At 56.0% G+C, this 19,422-nt stretch carries 17 protein-coding genes and 1 tRNA gene; 15 read left to right on the top strand and 3 right to left on the bottom strand.

Annotation, left to right across the window (positions count from 1 at the left end):
* Window position 1: 1 nt before the first annotated feature.
* From F552_RS0104705 to F552_RS0104660, 10 genes are all read left to right on the top strand, one after another.
* Window positions 2-1,270 (top strand): aminotransferase class I/II-fold pyridoxal phosphate-dependent enzyme, encoded by a 1,269-nt coding sequence (locus tag F552_RS0104705; protein WP_018150569.1) that lies wholly within the window; start codon window positions 2-4, stop codon window positions 1,268-1,270.
* Window positions 1,267-2,367, top strand: coding sequence for a glycosyltransferase (locus F552_RS0104700; RefSeq protein ID WP_018150568.1), 1,101 nt, complete (start codon window positions 1,267-1,269; stop codon window positions 2,365-2,367). Before F552_RS0104705 ends, F552_RS0104700 begins: the two co-directional genes overlap by 4 nt.
* Window positions 2,368-2,376: 9 nt before the next feature.
* On the top strand, window positions 2,377-3,486 hold the full coding sequence (locus tag F552_RS0104695; RefSeq protein WP_018150567.1) for a glycosyltransferase family 4 protein: 1,110 nt from the start codon (window positions 2,377-2,379) through the stop codon (window positions 3,484-3,486).
* Window positions 3,483-4,709 carry a glycosyltransferase family 4 protein gene (locus tag F552_RS0104690; protein WP_018150566.1) on the top strand — a complete coding sequence of 409 codons (1,227 nt, stop codon included), beginning with the start codon at window positions 3,483-3,485 and terminating at the stop codon, window positions 4,707-4,709. Before F552_RS0104695 ends, F552_RS0104690 begins: the two co-directional genes overlap by 4 nt.
* 8 nt (window positions 4,710-4,717) lie before the next feature.
* A complete protein-coding gene (locus F552_RS0104685; protein WP_018150565.1) occupies window positions 4,718-5,881 on the top strand; it encodes a DegT/DnrJ/EryC1/StrS family aminotransferase in 1,164 nt (387 codons plus the stop codon).
* Window positions 5,882-5,883: 2 nt separating this feature from the next.
* Window positions 5,884-6,477: a sugar transferase gene (locus tag F552_RS0104680; RefSeq protein WP_018150564.1), complete on the top strand. Its 594-nt coding sequence runs from the start codon at window positions 5,884-5,886 to the stop codon at window positions 6,475-6,477.
* A gap of 62 nt (window positions 6,478-6,539) precedes the next feature.
* Window positions 6,540-8,396: a polysaccharide biosynthesis protein gene (locus tag F552_RS0104675; protein ID WP_033374732.1), complete on the top strand. Its 1,857-nt coding sequence runs from the start codon at window positions 6,540-6,542 to the stop codon at window positions 8,394-8,396.
* Between the two features lie 107 nt (window positions 8,397-8,503).
* A tRNA-Leu gene (locus F552_RS0104670) sits at window positions 8,504-8,588 on the top strand.
* A gap of 122 nt (window positions 8,589-8,710) precedes the next feature.
* Window positions 8,711-9,391, top strand: coding sequence for a response regulator transcription factor (locus F552_RS0104665; RefSeq protein WP_018150562.1), 681 nt, complete (start codon window positions 8,711-8,713; stop codon window positions 9,389-9,391).
* Entirely contained in the window at window positions 9,391-10,818 is a 1,428-nt protein-coding gene (locus tag F552_RS0104660) for a sensor histidine kinase (protein ID WP_018150561.1), read from the top strand. Before F552_RS0104665 ends, F552_RS0104660 begins: the two co-directional genes overlap by 1 nt.
* Before the next feature lie 162 nt (window positions 10,819-10,980).
* Here F552_RS0104660 and F552_RS0104655 read toward each other — a convergent pair whose 3' ends face one another.
* The 3 genes from F552_RS0104655 to apaG form a co-directional block, all read right to left on the bottom strand.
* Window positions 10,981-11,979, bottom strand: coding sequence for a serine hydrolase (locus F552_RS0104655; protein ID WP_018150560.1), 999 nt, complete (start codon window positions 11,977-11,979; stop codon window positions 10,981-10,983).
* A 218-nt stretch (window positions 11,980-12,197) separates the two neighbouring features.
* Window positions 12,198-13,994 (bottom strand): ABCB family ABC transporter ATP-binding protein/permease, encoded by a 1,797-nt coding sequence (locus F552_RS0104650; RefSeq protein ID WP_018150559.1) that lies wholly within the window; start codon window positions 13,992-13,994, stop codon window positions 12,198-12,200.
* A gap of 184 nt (window positions 13,995-14,178) precedes the next feature.
* Complete coding sequence (apaG, locus tag F552_RS0104645; RefSeq protein ID WP_018150558.1) at window positions 14,179-14,571, bottom strand: Co2+/Mg2+ efflux facilitator ApaG/CorD; 393 nt, start codon at window positions 14,569-14,571, stop codon at window positions 14,179-14,181.
* A gap of 187 nt (window positions 14,572-14,758) precedes the next feature.
* Between apaG and rpe the strand changes: the two genes are divergently transcribed.
* The 5 genes from rpe to F552_RS0104620 all read left to right on the top strand — a co-directional run bounded on the left by rpe (window position 14,759) and on the right by F552_RS0104620 (window position 19,409).
* Window positions 14,759-15,445, top strand: a complete 687-nt coding sequence (rpe, locus tag F552_RS0104640; RefSeq protein WP_018150557.1) for a ribulose-phosphate 3-epimerase — start codon at window positions 14,759-14,761, stop codon at window positions 15,443-15,445.
* 19 nt (window positions 15,446-15,464) lie between these two features.
* Window positions 15,465-16,184, top strand: a complete 720-nt coding sequence (locus F552_RS0104635) for an SDR family NAD(P)-dependent oxidoreductase (protein ID WP_018150556.1) — start codon at window positions 15,465-15,467, stop codon at window positions 16,182-16,184.
* A 125-nt stretch (window positions 16,185-16,309) separates the two neighbouring features.
* Window positions 16,310-16,975, top strand: coding sequence for a phosphoglycolate phosphatase (locus tag F552_RS0104630; protein ID WP_018150555.1), 666 nt, complete (start codon window positions 16,310-16,312; stop codon window positions 16,973-16,975).
* Window positions 16,976-17,286: 311 nt separating this feature from the next.
* On the top strand, window positions 17,287-18,783 hold the full coding sequence (gene trpE, locus F552_RS0104625) for an anthranilate synthase component I (RefSeq protein ID WP_018150554.1): 1,497 nt from the start codon (window positions 17,287-17,289) through the stop codon (window positions 18,781-18,783).
* 56 nt (window positions 18,784-18,839) lie between these two features.
* Window positions 18,840-19,409 (top strand): aminodeoxychorismate/anthranilate synthase component II, encoded by a 570-nt coding sequence (locus F552_RS0104620; protein WP_018150553.1) that lies wholly within the window; start codon window positions 18,840-18,842, stop codon window positions 19,407-19,409.
* Window positions 19,410-19,422: the final 13 nt, after the last annotated feature.

Genomic DNA, 19,422 nt, shown 5'->3' with positions numbered 1-19,422 from the left:
CATGTCTCTGGTATGCAGTGCGCTTAACTGGTCGATGTGGTGCCGTGCCGTGGTGCGCTTCCCGTTGGGGACCGGCAGCTACTGGCTGCAATATTTCCGTACGTCACTCGCGACAACGCTGGGTTGCAGTGCTTCAGCCATCTGGCTGTTTGGCGCGGCACGTATGGGGCTGTACCGGCTGACCCAGTCACTCGGGTTATCGGCGCAGGATCAGGTCATCCTGCCTGCCTACACGTGCGTGGTAGTGCCGAATGCCTTGCATTTTGCGGGGGCTAACGTGCGCTATGTCGATATTGACCCCCAGACACTGGATTTTGATTTTGACGCGTTGTTGGCTGCATGTGATGAACACACCAAAATGATTGTTTTGCCGGCCAATTTCGGCATGCAAGGGGCAGCGGACCAGATGATGTCCCGCCTGGATCGGCTGCGTGAACGATACCCCCAAGCCATCTTGGTTGCAGACATGGCACATGCACTGACCAGTGCAAAGGCGGGGCAGGCGGACTTGGGGCAACAGGCTGATGCAGCTTTTTACAGCTTCGAGTTTTCCAAATGCATCACCACCGGCATGGGGGGGGCTTTGCGCATCAATCGTCCCGATTTGCAACACCGCTATGAACAATTTGATCAGCAGGCTGCACCTTTGCCTGCGCCGAGCGCATTGACGCAATTCCGGCAAATGACCACCGTCAAGACGCATTTGCTGGGGGCCAGTGGCTGGCCCAGATTGGGGCGATGGTCGCAAGGTATTTTGCGTCGCCTGCGCTTATTGTTTGCCACGCCGGCAGCCGAGCTGGCCGGGCAAATGCCGACGGGTTATCCTTCGGCGATGTCTCCTTTTGGGGCCTGTCTGGGGGTGCAACAACTGACTGATTATGCGACGACGGAAGCGTTGCGGCGACAACAGGCAGGGCAGTACGTGGCAGCACTGTCGGCGGTCACCGCTATCGAGATTCCGGCAATTGGCGCAGAAGATACGCTGTTACGCTTCCCATTCATGCTGTCCGATCAGGCGGTGGCGCGTGGCTGGACCCGTCCGGCTTTCATGGCCCATATCAAGGCCCGGACTGGTATCCAGCTGGGCAGCTGGTTTAATCATGTGGTGCACCCGACGGGCAGTCATGGTCATGGTTATCAAGAGGGCAGTTGCCCGGTTGGTGAGCGAGTCGCCAGCCGCATGATGAACCTGCCACTGGGACGACATGTCCGGCTTGATGATGCCAGACTAAAGCAGCTGCGTGCCGCCATGGATGAGGTCTCTGCATGACGCCCGTGTGTCAAACCCTGGTGCTGATCGGTAGTGACTCCATCCATACCCAGCGTTTTTTGCGCGGGATAGCGGGGTATTGCGGCAAGGTTGTCCTGATCAGTAACGGACAACCGGATGCAAGCTATCGCCCGGACAATCTGGCGGCGGTGCATATCGTCAATTTTTCGCTGAAATCCTTTAAAACGACTCGCATTATCCGGCAAGTGCTGCAGCAATATCAGCCGGACATGGTGCATGTACAACAGGCCAACAGTGTTGCCTGGCATGCCGCCAGGGCACTGTCCGGGTCGACCACCCCCTGGGTTTTGTCTTGCTGGGGCTCGGATGTCTTGTTGCTGCCCAAGCGCAACTGGCTGATGCATCAGATGGTTCGGTATAATTTGCGGGCTGCAACGGCGGTGACGGCAGATTCTGACTATTTGCTGGATGCTGCCAGCCAGCTGGCGGGCAAGCCGCTCAAGCGGGAAATGCTACTGTTTGGCCTGGAGCAGTTGCCTCCGCCTCCCTACAATTTTGCGGAGCGGCCTAAACGATTGCTGTCTTGCCGTTTACACAAGCCGTTATACCGTATTGATGCGATTATCTCTGCATTTGCCCGGCTGGTATCCGAGGGCAAGGCGGATGGCTGGACGCTGGAGGTGGCCGCCAGAGGCGAAGATACCGGCGCTCTGACAAAACTGGCTGCCGAGCGGCAGGTCAACGATCAGATTGTATTTTCCGGCTTTTTGCCGCATGCGGAACTGTTGCAGCATTACGAAGCGGCGCGGATTTTCGTCAGTGTACCCGAAAGTGACAGCACGCCGGTGAGCCTGCTGGAGGCCATGGGGTACGGTTGCATCCCGGTGCTCTCGGATTTGCCTGCAAACCGCGAGTGGGTGACAGACGGGGTGAATGGATTTATCTGCACAGAGATGTCATCGCTGGCAGACGTGCTGGAAAAAGCCATGCAACTGGCTGACAACCCGGATGTACAGCCTTTGTTGCAAGGCAATTATCAACGTATCGAAGAAAAAGCGATGTATGCAGGCAATATGAGCCGTTTTGCGGCACTGTATGCATCGATTTTGTCGCCGCATGCTGCGGCCATTCATTAAAAGTCATTTATGCATATTGCTGTTTTAACCTCTGCCCACCCCCGGTTCGACATCCGTGTCTTTGTCAAGGAATGCCGCTCGCTGGTTGCCGCGGGGCACCGTGTGACCCTGGTGGTGGCCGATGGCTTGGGCAATACCAGCCGCGATGGCGTCGAGGTGCTGGATGTCGGCAAGGCCACCGGGCGTGCCGGCCGGATGACCCAGAGCGTCTGGCGTGTGCTGCGTGCTGCCTTCAGGCTGGATGCCGATGCCTATCACTTTCATGACCCGGAACTGATCCCGGTAGGCCTGTTGTTACGCCTGGCAGACCGCATGGTGGTATACGATGTGCACGAAGACGTGCCGCTGCAGATCTTGTCCAAGCCATGGATTCGCCCTTGGCTGCGCAAATGCATCTCGCGCACGTTTGAGGCGCTGGAAAATTTTGCCGTGGCGCGCTTCAGTGCGGTCGTGGCGGCGACGCCAACCATCCGTGACCGGTTTTTGCCGCATAACCCGAATACGGTCGATGTAAACAATTTCCCGATTCTGGAAGAGCTGACGCCGGCCGCAGACTGGCATCAGAAAGAACGCGCGGTTTGCTATATCGGCGGGATTACCCGGGTGCGAGGCATCATGGAAGCGCTGGGGGCCATCGACAAGACCGATGCGACCTTGTTGCTGGCGGGCGCATTCAATGAAACCAGCCTGGAAGCAACGGCCAAAGCCGCCCCGGGCTGGCAGAAAACCGAATTTGCCGGCATGCTGGATCGCCAAGGGGTGGCCAGCCTGCTAGGACGTGCCAAGGTGGGGCTGGTTACCTTGCATCCGATCCCGAATTATCTGGATGCCTTGCCGATCAAGCTATTCGAATATATGGCGGCAGGCATCCCGGTGATTGCCTCGGATTTTCCGTTGTGGCGCCAGATTGTGGAAGATGCTGCATGCGGGGTCTGTGTTGACCCGATGGATATCGAGGCGACTGCCTCTGCCATGACGACGTTGCTCTCTGATGATGAGCGTGCGCGCCAGATGGGCATGAGCGGCCGGCGCGCTGTGGAGCAGAAATACCAGTGGGCCAACGAGGCACGGAAGCTGGCCAGCCTGTACGAGACACTCAAGCCAGGTGTCCACGCATGAAGATTCTGTATATCAACCACTATGCAGGTTCTCCGCGACACGGCATGGAGTTTCGCCCCTATTATCTGGCCAGAGAGTGGGTCAGGTCCGGGCATCAGGTCCACATGCTGGCGGCCGATTATTCGCACCTGCGGCAGGTAAACCCCGTGCTGGAAGATAGCTGTCAGGTCGAACAGGTGGATGGTATTACCTATACCTGGTGCAAAACACCAGCGTATGAAGGCAACGGGGTTGCCAGGGTCAAGAATATTTTTGCCTTTTTGTGGCGAGCGTGGCGCATGTCCGGACGCTACCAGTCAGCTTTCAAGCCGGATGTCGTGATTGCGTCCTCCACTTACCCGCTAGATACCCTGCTGGCCGCCCGTATTGCCCGTAAGGCCGGTGCCAGACTGATGTACGAGGTGCATGATCTGTGGCCGCTGACCCCGGTTGAAGTGGGGGGCATGTCACCCAAACATCCGTTCATCCGTTTATTGCAATGGGCGGAAGATTTTGGATACCGTACGGCCGATGTCGTGGTATCCATGCTGCCATGCGCCAAAGATTACATGATGGCCCACGGAATGGCGGCCGAAAAATACGTGGTGATCCCCAACGGCGTGGACGTTGCCGAATGGCAGGGTAATACGACCGAGCTGCCGGTGGTGCATCAGCAGGTATTGTCAGGTTTGCGCGCACAGGGACGTTTCGTGATCGGTTATGCGGGGGGCCACGGCCTTGCCAATGCGCTGGACGTGATGCTGGCAGCTGCCAGTCAGTTGAAAGACGTGCCGGTAACTTTTGTACTGGTGGGGGAAGGGCCGGACAAGCAGGCACTGCAAGCCGAAGCTATCCGGTTGGGTCTGGATAATGTGGTCTTTCTGGCGGGCATTCCCAAAACCGCCGTACCGGCTTTTCTGGCGCAAACGGATGCATTGTTCATTGGCTGGCGCAAGTTGCCCATTTACCGGTTTGGCATCAACCCCAACAAGCTGTTTGACTACATGATGTCAGGCAAGCCGGTGGTGCATTCGGTGACCGCCGGAAACGATATGGTGCAAGAAGCCGGTTGCGGTATCAGTGTGGCGGCAGAAGACCCGGCGGCTATTGCCCGGGCAGTGAAAGACATGATGAACCTGTCGGCGGCAGAACGCAGCCGGATGGGGCAGGCGGGCCAGCAATACGTACTGGCAAAACACGATTACAAGGTTCTGGCTGCGCGGTTTGTCGCGGCCATGCAATAGGTGCACTTATGAGCGAACAAAAATTCTTGCCGTTTGCCTTGCCAGAAATTGGCGAGGATGAAATCAATGAAGTTGTCGACGCCCTGCGTTCTGGCTGGGTGACCACCGGGCCGAAAACCCGCCAGTTCGAGGCGGATTTTGCCGCCTTTGTCGGCGGGGACGTAGAAGCCATTGCGGTCAACTCGGCAACCGCCGGCCTGCATCTGGCCCTGGAAGCCGTCGGCGTGTCTGCCGGCGACGAAGTGATTGTACCAACGTATACTTTCACCGCCACGGCGGAAGTCGTACGTTATCTGGGGGCACATCCGGTGTGTGTGGATATTGACCCGGTGACCATGAACATTTCACCCGCCGCCATTCGCGCCGCCATTACCGACAAAACCCGGGCGATTGTACCGGTGCATTTTGCCGGGCTGGCTTGTGACATGGACGCCATCCTCGCTATCGCCAAAGAGCATGGTCTTAAAGTGGTAGAAGATGCGGCACATGCGCTGCCGACGACCTACAAAGGGGCGAATATCGGTACGCTGGCCTCCGATATCACCGTCTTCAGTTTCTATGCCAACAAGACCATGACCACCGGCGAAGGCGGCATGGTGGTTTCCCGTCACAAAGCCCTGATTGCCCGTTGCAAGGTCATGCGTTTGCACGGGATCAGTCGGGATGCCTTTGATCGCTATGTCTCCAAAACCCCAGCCTGGTTCTATGAAGTGGTCGCGCCCGGCTTCAAATACAATATGCCGGATATTGCGGCAGCCATGGGCATCCACCAGCTGAAACGACTCCCCGCCTTCCATGAAAAGCGCGAAGCCATGGCCAAGCGCTTTGATGCCGAGCTGCAAGGGCTGCCGCTGGTGCTGCCTGCAAGACCCGCCCATGCCGGTGATCTGCATGCGTGGCATTTGTACCCGGTACGTTTGACGGCAGAAGCCCCCGTTAGTCGCGACGAATTCATCCAGAAAATGGCCGAGGCCGGCATCGGGACATCGGTGCACTTCATTCCGCTGCATCTGCATCCGGTCTGGCGTGATGGCTACCAGCTGACGCCGGAGATGTTCCCGGTTGCACAGGCCGCATTCGAGCAGGAAGTCACGTTGCCGCTGTATACCCGCATGACGGAAGAAGACCAGACGCGCGTGATCGATACGGTACGCCGGATTCTGGGGCACTGACCGTGCTGAAACGGCTGTTTGACCTTCTGCTGGCAGGCATCGGGCTACTGTGCCTGTTGCCGCTGTTTGTGCTGGTGGCGCTCTGGATCAAGTACGATTCTTCTGGTCCGGTGTTTTTCCGGCAAGAACGGGTAGGGCGTTTTGGCCAGCTATTTCGTATCCATAAATTCCGTACCATGCGCGTAGACGCAGAGCGAAGCGGGCTGCAGATTACGGTGGGCCAGGATAATCGGATTACCCGCAGCGGGCAGTTTTTGCGCCACTACAAGCTCGATGAGTTGCCGCAATTGATTGACGTGCTGGCAGGGACGATGAGCCTGGTCGGGCCGCGCCCGGAGGTGCCCAGATATGTGGCGCTATATCCTGAGGACATCAAGCGGCAGGTGTTGTCAGTACGCCCGGGGATTACCGATCTCGCCAGTATTGAATACCGGCATGAAAATGCGCTGCTTGGCGCATCTGCCAACCCCGAGAAAACTTATATTGAAGAAGTCATGCCGGCCAAACTGGCGCTGAATTGCCAGTATGTGGCCAGGCAGAGTCTGGGACTGGATATCGTGCTGATATTCAAGACAGTCCTGGCGATTTTGCGATGACCATGCCGAGTGCCAATTTGAAATGGCCCCCTTTTGATTGTGGAGTTAGGTAGAGTTTACGGATGCATCCCTATTTTGACCGATTAAGCCGATCCCAGCGCCTGTGGTTTCTAGTGGCGATGGACGCCATCTTGCTGCCACTGGCCTTGCTGACGGGCATCATCCTGCGTTTTGGTGGATGGCCGCATGATTTGCATCAATACTGGCCCCTGCTACCGATTGCCCCACTAGTAGCCATCCCCGTCTTCATCAAGATGGGGCTTTACCGTGCCGTCGTCCGCTATATGGACGAAAAAGTCATGATCACCGTGTTCAGCGGCGTGACGTTGTCGGTATTGTTGCTGGTGGCCGTGGTGGCGTTTGGGCGTTTCGAGCACATGCCGCGCAGTGCGCTCGTCATCTACTGGATCATTGCCATGGTCTATATCGGCGCGACCCGTTATCTGGCACGCGGACTGTTGCGCACCCTGGAAAACCAGCGCCTGGACCGGGTGCCGGTGGCCATTTTCGGCGCCGGGCGTGCGGGCTCGCAACTGGCCATGGCGCTGGAAGCTGACCGTCATTATCAGCCGGTGGTGTTTTTTGACCACGACCGACAGTTGCACGGGCATATCATCGCCGGCGTACGGGTATGTGACCCGCAAAACGCGCCGCAAATCATCGAAGAGATGGGCGTGCAACAGGTGCTGCTGGCCATTCCTTCGATTTCCCGTGCCAAAAAGCGCGATATCCTGAATCTGTTCGAACCCTTGCACGTCCAGCTGAAAACCGTGCCGGACATGAAGGACATGGTAGAAGGCAAGGTCGGCCTGTCGGACATTCGAGAAGTGACGATCGAAGAACTGCTGGGCCGCGAAGTGGTAGAACCGATCGCGGCCTTGATGCAGGCCAACCTGACAGACAAGGTGGTGATGGTCACTGGCGCTGGCGGTTCCATTGGCTCCGAGCTTTGCCGACAGATTCTGATGCAGCGCCCCAAAGTGCTGGTGCTGCTGGAGCTGACCGAGTTTGCCTTGTACCGGATTGATCAGGAATTGCGCAGCATGGAGCACCACCGTGCCCAGCCAGTCGAGATTCATGCGCTCCTTGGCTCCGTGACTGATAAAGCGCGTGTGACCCGTATTTGCGAACAATACTCGGTCGATACCCTGTTCCACGCGGCCGCGTACAAGCATGTACCCATTGTCGAAGCCAACCCGTTCGAAGGGTTTCGCAACAACTTCTTTGGCACGCTGAATACCGCGCTGGCTGCTCAGGCCGCCGGGGTCAAACGCTTTATTCTGATCTCGACCGACAAGGCGGTTCGCCCCACCAACGTCATGGGTGCCAGCAAGCGGATGGCAGAATTATCCTTGCAGGCACTGGCCAGCATTCCCGGGCAAAAAACCGTGTTCAGCATGGTCCGGTTTGGCAATGTACTGGGTTCCAGTGGCTCGGTGGTGCCCTTGTTCAAAGAGCAGATCCGCAAAGGCGGGCCGATCACCCTGACACATCCGGACATTACCCGTTATTTCATGACCATTCCGGAGGCGGCCCAGTTGGTGATACAGGCGGGTGCAATGGCGGATGGTGGCGAGGTGTTCCTGCTGGACATGGGAGAACCGGTGCGCATCATGGATCTGGCTCGGAAAATGGTGCATTTGTCCGGGCTGGAAGTCCGTGATACCGCTCATCCCAATGGGGACATCGAAATCGCCCATACCGGGTTGCGGCCGGGTGAAAAGCTGTATGAAGAATTGCTGGTGGATGATGATGCCACCGCTACAGCACACCCACGTATCATGAAAGCCAATGAACCTGCCTGGAACCAGCAGGATCTTGAGCAGGCCATGAAGGCACTGGAAGACGTATGCAATGAACAGGATGAAACGGCTTTGCGCAGTCACTTGAGCCAGCATGTGGCCGGGTTTCAGGCTTGATTGCCATCGGCCGCTATTTTTTGCATTTTCAGGAAAATTGGCTTGTCTCCCCCCGGGCTTTGTGGCATTATCTCGTTCTCGCTTGATTTGGCAACAAAACAGGCATCGGGGGGTTGGCGGAATTGGTAGACGCACTGGATTTAGGTTCCAGCGCCGCGAGGTGTGAGAGTTCGAGTCTCTCATCCCCCACCAGAATATAAAAGCCGTGTGGTCATGCCACACGGCTTTTTTCATATCGAGCCTGGCTTGCGCTTGGCCGTGTCTTGCGGTAAAACCAATATACTATTTTCATCATTTCTTAGGTTGATGCACCCATGCGCCTGTTCTTAGCAGAAGATGACCCCATTCTGGCTGATGCTCTGGTCACCGGTTTGACCAAGAGCGGTTTCGAGGTGGACTGGGAGACAGACGGTGGCGTGGCAGAGCGGCGCATGGTCAATGGCGACTATGAAGTGGCCATTCTGGATATTGGCTTGCCGACCGTAGATGGCCTGACCTTGCTGCGGCGGGTGCGGATGCTCAAACCCTCCATCCCGATTGTCTTGCTGACCGCACTGGATGGCCTGGACAACCGCGTGGCCGGGCTGGATGCCGGGGCGGATGACTACCTGACCAAGCCGTTTGAATTCCCTGAACTGGAAGCACGCTTGCGTGCGTTGCTGCGTCGTAGCCAGATTTTGCCGCCTTCCGTGCAGCAACTGGGCAAACTGAAGCTGGACCGGGCTGCGCAACGGGTCTGGTACGATACTGTGCCGCTTGATCTCTCTGCCCGGGAACTGGCGGTACTGGATATCCTGATCTCCCAGCGCGACAAAGTGGTTACCAAAGAACAGATTGCCGGTGAGCTGGCAGATGACAGCACGGTCGATGTCGGCCTGAATGCCATTGAGGTGTATATTCACCGCTTGCGCAAGAAACTGGAACCTTGCAAGGTCAATATCCGTACAGTGCGTGGGCTGGGCTATCTGCTGGAGTGTCAGGAGGAAGGCGCGTAATGTCGCTGCCCGAGCTGCCATACCGGCACAAAAGCAAGCCGGCGCGTCTGTCGCTCAGGCGGCAGTTGCTGGTCTGGCTATTGTTGCCGCAGTTGGTGTTGTGGGTGGCTGCGGCTGGCGTTTCTTATCATGTGGCGCTGCGTTATGCCAATATCGCGATTGACCACAGCCTGTGGCAATCATCCAAGGCACTGGCCCGGCAGGTAAAGCCGCTGGGTGGTGGCCTCTTCATTGATTTTCCGCGAGCCGCACAACAGATTCTGGAAGAAGATCCGGACGATATGGTGTTCTATATGGCGAGCACGCCACCGGGCAAGTTTATTCTGGGTAACCGCAATCTGCCGCCGGTACCTGCGGACCAGCCTATTGTCCGGAACCAGCCTTTTTTCTATGATGGCCAGCTGGCGGGGCACATTCCGGTACGGGTGGCGGCCTTGTATGTAGATTATGGCGCGCCGGAAAAACCCCAGTTGCTGCTGGTGCAGGTGGCCAAAGGGGTGAGTGCCCGCGAGCAGCTGGCCCGTGAAATCCTGTACGCCACGGCATTGCCGCTGTCGCTGCTGATGGTCGCCACCAGTGTGCTGGTGTGGTGGGGGATCAGTCGTGGCTTGACGCCGCTGCGTCGTCTGAGACGCTTGGTGGAAAACCGCAACGCACGGGATCTGGCACCCATCGAGCTGGAAAGTGCACCGGCCGAGGTACGTTCGCTGGCGGAGGCGCTGAATGCCTTGCTGGTGGCCGTGAACCACAGCATAGCCTCCCAGAGGCGCTTCATTGGGGATGCCGCGCATCAGTTGCGAACCCCGCTGGCCGGCCTGAAGTCGCAGACTGAACTGGCCATGGAGGAGACAGACGTCAACAAGCTGCGTGAACGCCTGCGGTTGGTGCAAACCAGTGCCACCCGCAGCATTCATCTGGTCAATCAGCTACTGACGCTGGCCAGGGCCGAGCCGGATCAGGAAAGGGCGCTCTTAAGGGCACCAGTTGACCTGACGCGACTGGTCAGGGAAACCACTGCCGAGGCGGTGCCACGGGCGCTGCAAGCCGGTATTGATCTGGGATGTGAGGCGGATGTACCGCCGATGCTGACAGCGGGTAATTCGGCACTCCTTAGAGAAATGCTGATGAACCTGATCGACAATGCCATTCACTACACGGGCAAGGGCGGGGCGATTACGGTCCGGCTGATCCGTGATGGTGAGTTCGCTGCGATCCAGGTTGAGGATGATGGCCCCGGCATTCCGGAAGAAGACAAAGTGCGGGTCTTTGAGCGTTTTTACCGTGTCGCCCAGACAGGGAGTGGCTGTGGCCTTGGGCTAGCCATTGTTCAGGAAATTGCACATCGGCACCATGCCTCCGTCACGCTGCAAGATGCCGTGCCGCATGGCCTGCTGGTGACGGTGAGTTTGCCGCTAGAAGGGGACTAATGGCGGGCAGAGGCAAGGCAGAACGCGAATGGTGAGGCCTGTGTGGTTTCAACTGCTGGCAGACATATGTTCATGGCCGATACCGATAGACGTAAAAAAGCCCAGTATAAAATACTGGGCTTTTTTACGTCTGACCCTGACGATACGTCAGGTATCGATGGTTTATGTGGTTGGACGTGGATGGTTGGCTTGTGCAATGGCTGCGCGGTGTAGGTTGGCAGGGTGGTTTTCCAGCCATTTGCGAACACGCTGCGCATCGCCTACACGGGTCATTTTGCCGGTGGAATCCAGTAGCACAATCACGACCGGTTCGTTGGCAATTCGTGCCTTCATCACCAAGCATTTACCGGCTTCATTGGTAAAGCCGGTTTTTGATACATCAATGTCCCATTGGCCATTCTTGACCAGCGGGTTGGTGTTGCCAAACTGTCTTGGACGGCCACCTGCCAGCGGATTGAACAGGTAGGTGTCGGTGGTAGAGAATTCGCGAATCAGCGGGTAGCTGGAAGCGGCGGCGACCAGTTTTGCCAGATCTTCGGCTGTAGAGAAATTACCGTTGCCCAGACCGCTGGAGTCTTCATAATGCGTGTGGGTCATGCCCAGGCTTTGGGCCTTGCGGTTCATGCGTGCAACAAAGGCAGGTGTACCGCCCGGGTAAGTGCGTGCCAGAGCTGCTGCAGCACGGTTTTCAGAGGCCATCAGGGCAAGGCGCAACAAATCCTGACGGGTTGCTGTCACACCCACTGGCAGATGCGAGGTGCTATGGCGCAGATTGTCTACGTCATCAGCTTCTACCGTCAGCGGCATGTCCATCGCCAGCTTGGAATCCAGCAGTACAACGGCTGTCATCAGCTTGGTCAGTGATGCAATCGGTACAGGCGTGCTGGCATTCTTGGCGAAAATCACATCACCGGTATCTGCATGCTGGACCATCACGGCATTTGACTTGATGTCTGTCAGAGAGACTTCCGCAGGCACAACGGCTTCTGGTGCGACCTTGCGAAGGACGACATGGCTTGTCGCCGCTTTGGCAACAATCACCTGGCGGGATTTGTTGCGTGCTTTAAGAGGTTGGGCCTTTACAGGACTTGCCTTGGCAGTTGCAGCATGTTTTTTGTGCTGTGCGACTGCCTTGCTCTGTTCTTTACTTGTCACGGGCATCTGCCTGAGTGCTGATTACGCAGCTCAGGATCAGACAGCTAACGGTGCCCAACAGGGGCTTAAAAGAAAGTGTGCGAATTTTCATGCTGGAATCAACTAATTTACTATCTTTTTTAAAAGGTTAAACAATGTTAACCAGCCTTTTCCCAAAGGATAGGCTACTTTTAGATAAAGTTAAACAAAATTATATATTTACACAAGCATTATTATGTAAATTATCAACTCTCGTCCTGGCTGCTATCCTGCTGCTGCAGGGACCACATGCGGTGATATACACCTTGCTGGTTCAGCAGGTCTTTGTGACTGCCGCGCTCGACAATGGCACCATGCTCCATGACCAGTATTTCATTGGCATGGACGATGGTGGACAGGCGGTGCGCTACAATCAAGGTGGTACGGTTATTCGTGATCTGTTGCAGTTCTAACTGAATCGCCTGTTCAGTTCGCGTGTCCAGTGCCGATGTGGCCTCGTCCAGCACCAGAATCGGCGGGTTTTTCAGGATGGTTCGCGCGATGGCAACGCGCTGTTTTTCGCCACCCGACAGTTTTAAGCCGCGCTCGCCCACTGTTGTTTTATAGCCATCTGGCAGGGTCAGCACGAATTCGTGAATGTGAGCGGCTTTGGCGGCTTCAATCACTTCTTCTTCGCTGGCATCCGGTCTGCCATAGGCAATGTTGTAGTAAATACTGTCGTTAAAGAGCACGGTGTCTTGCGGCACGATCCCGATATGCTTACGCAAGCTCTCCTGACTTAACGCACGGATATCGGTTCCGTTGACCCGGACCGCCCCGCCGGTGACATCATAAAAACGGAACAGCAAACGGGCGAGAGTGGACTTGCCGGCACCACTGGTCCCTACCACGGCCACGGTATGGCCTGCGGGAATGCTGAAACTGACTTGTTTCAGGATGCTGCGCTTGGCATCGTAATGAAAATCAACCTGATCAAACGTCACTTCAGCGCTGCGGGCATCCAGTGTCTTGGCGTCTGCGGCATCTTTGACTTCGGTATTGATCTTCAGAAGGTCAAACATTTTTTCCATGTCGGCCAGCGAGTGCTTGATTTCCCGATACACAAACCCCAGAAAATTGAGCGGGATGTACAGTTGCAGCATGAAGGCATTGACGAGTACCAGATCCCCCACCGACATCTTGTGGGTTGCCACGCCATTGGCGGCCAGCCACATCAGGACCGTGACGGCAGCAGCAATAATGCTGGCCTGACCGGCATTGAGCATGGCCAGCGAGACCTGGTTTTTGACTGCGGCGGTTTCCCATGTGGTCAGATTGCGGTCGTAGCGGCTGGCTTCAAATTTTTCGTTGCCAAAATATTTGACGGTTTCGTAGTTGATCAGCGAATCAATAGCCTTGTTGTTGGCTTTTGAGTCCATGTCGTTCATGGTTCTGCGGAACACCATGCGCCATTCGGTCACCGCCAGTGTAAAGACGATGTAGATGGCCAGTGATACGAAGGTGACAATGGCAAACCATTTGTCGTACTTCTTCAGGAGTACGGCGGCGACCAGGATAATCTCCACCAGCGTCGGGATGATGTTGAACAGCATGAAGTTCAGCAGGAAGGAGATGCCCTTGGTGCCGCGCTCGATGTCCCTGCTCATGCCGCCGGTTTGGCGCTCCAGATGGAATCTCAGACTCAGGCGGTGCAGATGTTCGAATACCTGCAACGCAATCCGGCGAATGGCGCCCTGGGTTACCTTGGCAAAGACGGCGTCGCGCAACTCACCCAGGCTGCTGGCCGCAAACCGGAGCAAGCCGTACAGTGCAATTGCCCCAATGGGCACCGCAATGGCAACTGCTGCTCCTTTGCCTTCAAAATAGTCGACAACTTCTTTTAGTACCAACGGTACCGCGACGTTGGCGATTTTGGCTAAAATCAGAAATGACAGCGCCGCAAATACGCGCATGCGGTATTGCCAGACGTAAGGCAGCAGCGTTTTGATGGTCTGCCAGTCGTCGCGTCTTTTGGGTGCAGGTCCGGTATGTGAGATTCGCATGTGTCTTTTTTCTGTTTGCCGTTTGTCCATTTGGTCAATGGATGGTGCGGTTAATGTTCCCGGGAGAACAAGTTGGCCTATCTTGAGCCCATTATTTTCTTGCTGTTGATCATCGCACTGATCTGGTGGAACTGGCCTGGCCGTCGCCGTTAAAGCGGGGCCAGGCCGGGTAATGGTGCTGTGCCTAGTGCAAGGTTCGCGGGATGCTCAGCGTAAACATGGGAATTCTGGCATCAAAGGTATGTCCGTCTGCCGCCACCATCTGGTAGCTGCCTTCCATGGTGCCGACATCGGTTTCCAGCATGCAGCCGCTGTTGTATTCAAATACCTGACCCGGTTCCAGATGCGGTTGTTCGCCGACCACACCCAGGCCTTTGACTTCTTCAACCTTCATGTTGGCATCGGTAATGATCCAGTGGCGCGAGATCAGTTTAGCGGCAATCGTGCCGGTATTCTGGATCTTGATGAAGTACGCAAACACAAAACGGTTTTCTGCCGGATCAGATTGTTCTTCGATATAAACGGGGCGAACACTGACTTCAATGGCGTATTCTTTGGAATCGTCTTGTACAGGCATGTAGTTTGGCTCTGGGGCTGGATAAAATCACCCGTTATTATGCCACAGATCACACCGTGAAACCGTAAATTTCCGCGTTAAAAACAGACAGATATCTGGTGTTAATAGTGGATGCGCCAAACGTCGCTTTTCCTGCTCTCACAGGGTAAAATGCGGGCATCTTTCCTCCCGAATCCAGGTTTTTATCATGTCTGATTTCCGCATTGCCCCCAGTATTCTTTCTGCCAATCTTGCCCGTCTCGGCGAGGAAGTGGTGAACGTGATTGCCGCCGGGGCAGATATCATTCACTTTGACGTGATGGATAACCACTATGTCCCGAACCTGACCTTTGGCCCCATCATGTGCGAAGCCATTCGCCCAGAGACGGATGCGCTGATTGACGTGCATTTGATGGTCAAACCGGTGGATAACCTGATTCCGGCCTTCGCCAAGGCGGGGGCCAATATCATTACCTTCCATCCGGAAGCGAGCGAACATATCGACCGGTCGCTGGCATTGATCAAGGAAAACGGCTGCAAGGCCGGCCTGGTATTTAACCCGGCTACCCCGCTGCACTTGATGGATCACGTGATGGACAAGCTCGACATGGTGTTGCTGATGAGCGTGAACCCGGGGTTTGGCGGGCAGAAATTCATTCCCGAAGCGCTGAACAAGCTGCGTCAGGCACGTCAGAAAATCGACGAATACACCGCCAGGACCGGGCGTGAAATCTGGCTGGAAATTGATGGTGGCGTAAAGGTCGACAATATTGCCGAAATTGCCGCCGCTGGCGCGGATACCTTTGTGGCAGGCTCTGCCATTTATGGTACCAAAGATTACAAGGCAACCATTGATGCCATGCGTGCCGAACTGGCCAAGGTAGCCAAGCGCTGATCTCTGGCAAGGGGGTAGGGTGAATCTCTTTTTCATTACTGGCCATTCGCGCGGTTTGGGTCTGGCATTGGCCGAATACGTGCAGGCCCGCGGTGACCGGGTCATCGGCCTGTCACGTACACCGGTGGCAGACCCTCGCTGGCAGTCTGTTGTGGTTGATCTGGCACAGCCGGAAAGTGCAGCCAGTCTGCTCGCTGATCTGCTGCATCAGCTGGACTGGTCAGGCATTGATCAGGTTGTATTGATCAATAATGCAGGCTCGGTTCAACCGATTGCCCCGATCCAGCGGATGGATCTGGCAAAAACCGCCGCTGCCATCCAGATCAATCTGGTATCTCCCATGTTGCTGACATCCACCTTGTTGCAGTGTGTGCAAGCAGCCGGTTTGCCCTGCCGGGTGTTGAACATTTCGTCAGGTGCGGCACATTCGGCGTACCCGGGGTGGGGTGCCTATTGCGCCGGTAAGGCCGGCCTGGACCACTTTGTACGGGTTGCCGGCGTAGAAGGGCTGCCGGGTTTTCGTATGGCGTCTGTGGCGCCAGGGGTGCTGGATACAGGCATGCAGGATGAAATCCGGCATGCCTCAGAAGAGGACTTTCCGCTGCTGGACCGTTTTGTCGCTTTGCATGATCAAGGCCTGTTGTCTGCCCCGGCTCAGGTGGCGGTAAAACTGGTGGATTATGTGTTGTCAGATAGCATGCAGCATGGTGACGTGACAGATGTGCGGCAGTGGGGGTAGGGGACGTCTCTACCCTGTCTGGTCGTACGCCAATTGCGTGTTGTTATGAATCAGGTGGTCGGCGGGAAGCGGCCTGGCCATTCGGATTTGTGTGCTTAATTTCTAACTTGAGTTGAAACCTGTTGATGATGGATATCAAGGCTGTTGCGTTTGATCTGGATGGTACGCTGGTGGATTCCATCAAGGATCTGGCATTTTCTGCCAACGAGGTCAGAAAGGCGCTGGGTCTGCCTGCCTTGTCTGAGTCCCGTGTCGAGAGCTTTGTCGGCGATGGCGCGGCGTCGCTGATCGCCAGGGTACTGGCCGATGATAAATCGGCCGAGCCGGATGATAGTGTCTTGCAACGCCAAGGTAACACGCTTTTCAAGGAAATTTATCGTACCCATTTGTCGCGGCATACCTTGCCTTATGCCGGGGTGGCAGAAACGCTGGCAGCCTTGCGACGTCAAGGCCTGAAACTGGCGTGCGTCACCAACAAGCCGCTGCATTTCACGGAACCGTTGCTGGATGTGCTGGCGCTTGATCCATATTTTGAGTTGATCATCGGCGGCGATACCCTGCCAGAGAAAAAACCGCATCCGATGCCCTTGTTGTATACCGCCGAGGTCCTCGGGGTATCTCCGCATACTTTGCTGATGGTCGGGGACTCGGAAAATGATGTGAAGAGTGCCCGCGCGGCCGGGTGCCCGGTTTGGGTGGTGGATTATGGTTATGCAGAGAATGCGGCCGCGCTGGGGGCGGACAGGGTGATCAGTACCTGTGATGCGCTGGTTGAATTATTGCCAGAGTGATGTTCGCTTGAAGTGGACTGCGTCTTTGCTGCGAACAGCCGGTTGCGTATTAACTTTGCGCAAGCCCGGGTGAAATTGGTGCAATGCAGTCATTTTTGACTTGTGTCTTCCTCTAAAATCGGCAAGAATAGTTGGCAGTGCAGAAAAATTCTCGGATTCACCCGATTTTTCGCAGAAAATTTCAAATTTCTCAAGGCAGATTGAATCATCATGGCGTTTTACTCTAGTGAAATGTGGCTGGAATGGCGATGGCGGAACGCGTAAGCGCACCCCCATTGTTTTGACTTACACTTTTTCTCTGGAGATTACGCATGCTCAGTCGCGACGCTTTTTTGGCGCTTGCCCGCCAAGGTTACAACCGTATTCCTGTCACTGTAGAACTGCTGGCAGATTTGGATACTCCGCTTTCCGTTTATCTCAAGCTGGCCAATAAGCCGTATTCCTATTTGCTGGAATCCGTGGTGGGGGGCGAGCGTTTTGGCCGCTATTCCTTTATTGGCTTGCCGTGCGAGACCCGGCTGGTCGTCAATGCCAACAAGGTAGACGTTCACCGCGGTGTCGACATTGTCGAATCGTTTGAGGGTGATCCGCTCGATTTTATCCAGTCTTACCAGCAACGCTTCAATGCCGCGCCGCTACCGGAATTGCCCCGTTTTAACGGGGGGCTGGTTGGTTACTTCGGTTATGAGACCATCCGTTATTGCGAAAAACGCCTGGCGGAGATCAACAAGCCCGGCCATCTCGGCACACCTGACATTTTGCTGCTGCAATCCGAGCAGCTGGCGGTTGTTGATAACCTGACCGGCAAGCTGCATCTGGTCGTTTATGCCGACCCGAACATCCCTAACAGCTATGATATGGCGCTGGTTCGCCTGACCGAACTGGCGCTGATGCTGCGTGAGCCGGCTGCTTTGCCGTTGCAGGGCAAAACGTCCGTGCAGCAGGCAACGTCCTCGTTTGGTGAAGCCGCCTTCAAGGATGCTGTCAATGCTGCCAAGCGTTACATCTTTGATGGCGATGCCATGCAAGTCGTGCTGGCACAACGCATGGACATGCCGTTCCCGGAAAATCCGCTGTCGCTGTATCGCGCGTTGCGCTCTCTGAACCCTTCTCCTTACATGTTCTACTACGATATGGGAGATTTCCATATCGTGGGCGCATCGCCGGAAATTCTGGTGCGCAGGGAAGGGGATAGCGTCCTGGTGCGACCAATTGCGGGTACCCGTCCGCGCGGCAAGAACCACGAACATGACCTGCAGTTGGAACAAGAGTTGTTGGCAGACCCGAAAGAGTGTGCCGAACACCTGATGCTGATCGACCTCGGCCGTAATGACGTGGGCCGCATTGCCGATATTGGCAGCGTCAAGCTGACCGACAAGATGGTGGTAGAGCGTTATTCGCACGTGATGCATATTGTGTCGAGTGTGGAAGGTCGTCTGAAAGAAGGTGTCGGCAATATGGACGTGCTGAAAGCCACCTTCCCGGCCGGTACGGTGTCTGGCGCACCGAAGGTGCGGGCGCTGGAAATCATCAACGAACTGGAACCGGTAGCACGCGGTATTTATTCTGGCGCTGTCGGGTATCTGGGATTCTCTGGCGACATGGATCTGGCGATTGCCTTGCGGACTGCCGTGATCAAGGACAAAACCCTGTATGTGCAGGCGGGGGCCGGTATTGTGGCAGATTCCGTGCCGGAATCCGAATGGCAAGAAACCCTGAACAAGGCCCGTGCCGTACTGCGTGCTGCAGAGATGGTGCAGCAAGGACTGGATGTGGAGCGTCTGAACCTGTGGGGCAACCGGCTGTAGTAAGCCGCCTGTTGCAACCCCTGCTTGTATCCACGCACACATTAAAGGAATGAATCATGTTATTGATGATCGACAATTACGACAGTTTTACCTACAACATCGTCCAGTATCTGGGAGAGCTGGGACAGGACGTTAAGGTGTTTCGCAATGATGAAATCACGCTGGAAGAAATCGCCGCGCTAAAACCGGATTATCTGGTGGTGTCTCCCGGCCCGTGTACTCCCAATGAAGCCGGGGTTTCTGTACCGGCGATCAAGCGTTTTGCCGGGGAAATTCCGATTCTGGGTGTTTGCCTTGGGCACCAGTCCATCGGCCAGGCATTTGGTGGCAACATCATCCACGCCAAACAGCTGATGCACGGCAAGACCTCGCCGGTATCGCATGCCAATATCAGTGTCTTTACCGGCCTGCCAAACCCGGTGACATGCACCCGCTATCACTCGCTGGTGATCGAACGCGAAACCCTGCCAGATTGTTTGGAAGTGACGGCCTGGACCGAAGACGGCGAAATCATGGGGGTGCGTCACAAGACCCTGAACATCCATGGCGTACAGTTCCACCCGGAGTCGATTCTGACCGAGTGCGGCCATGCCATGCTGAAGAATTTCCTGGACGGCGTCGCCTGAGCCTGACACATGC

This window comes from Leeia oryzae DSM 17879 (assembly GCF_000376945.1).
GTDB lineage: Bacteria > Pseudomonadota > Gammaproteobacteria > Burkholderiales > Leeiaceae > Leeia > Leeia oryzae.
Note: the sequence above shows the minus strand (reverse complement) of the source record. Positions and strands in the feature narration are given on the sequence as shown.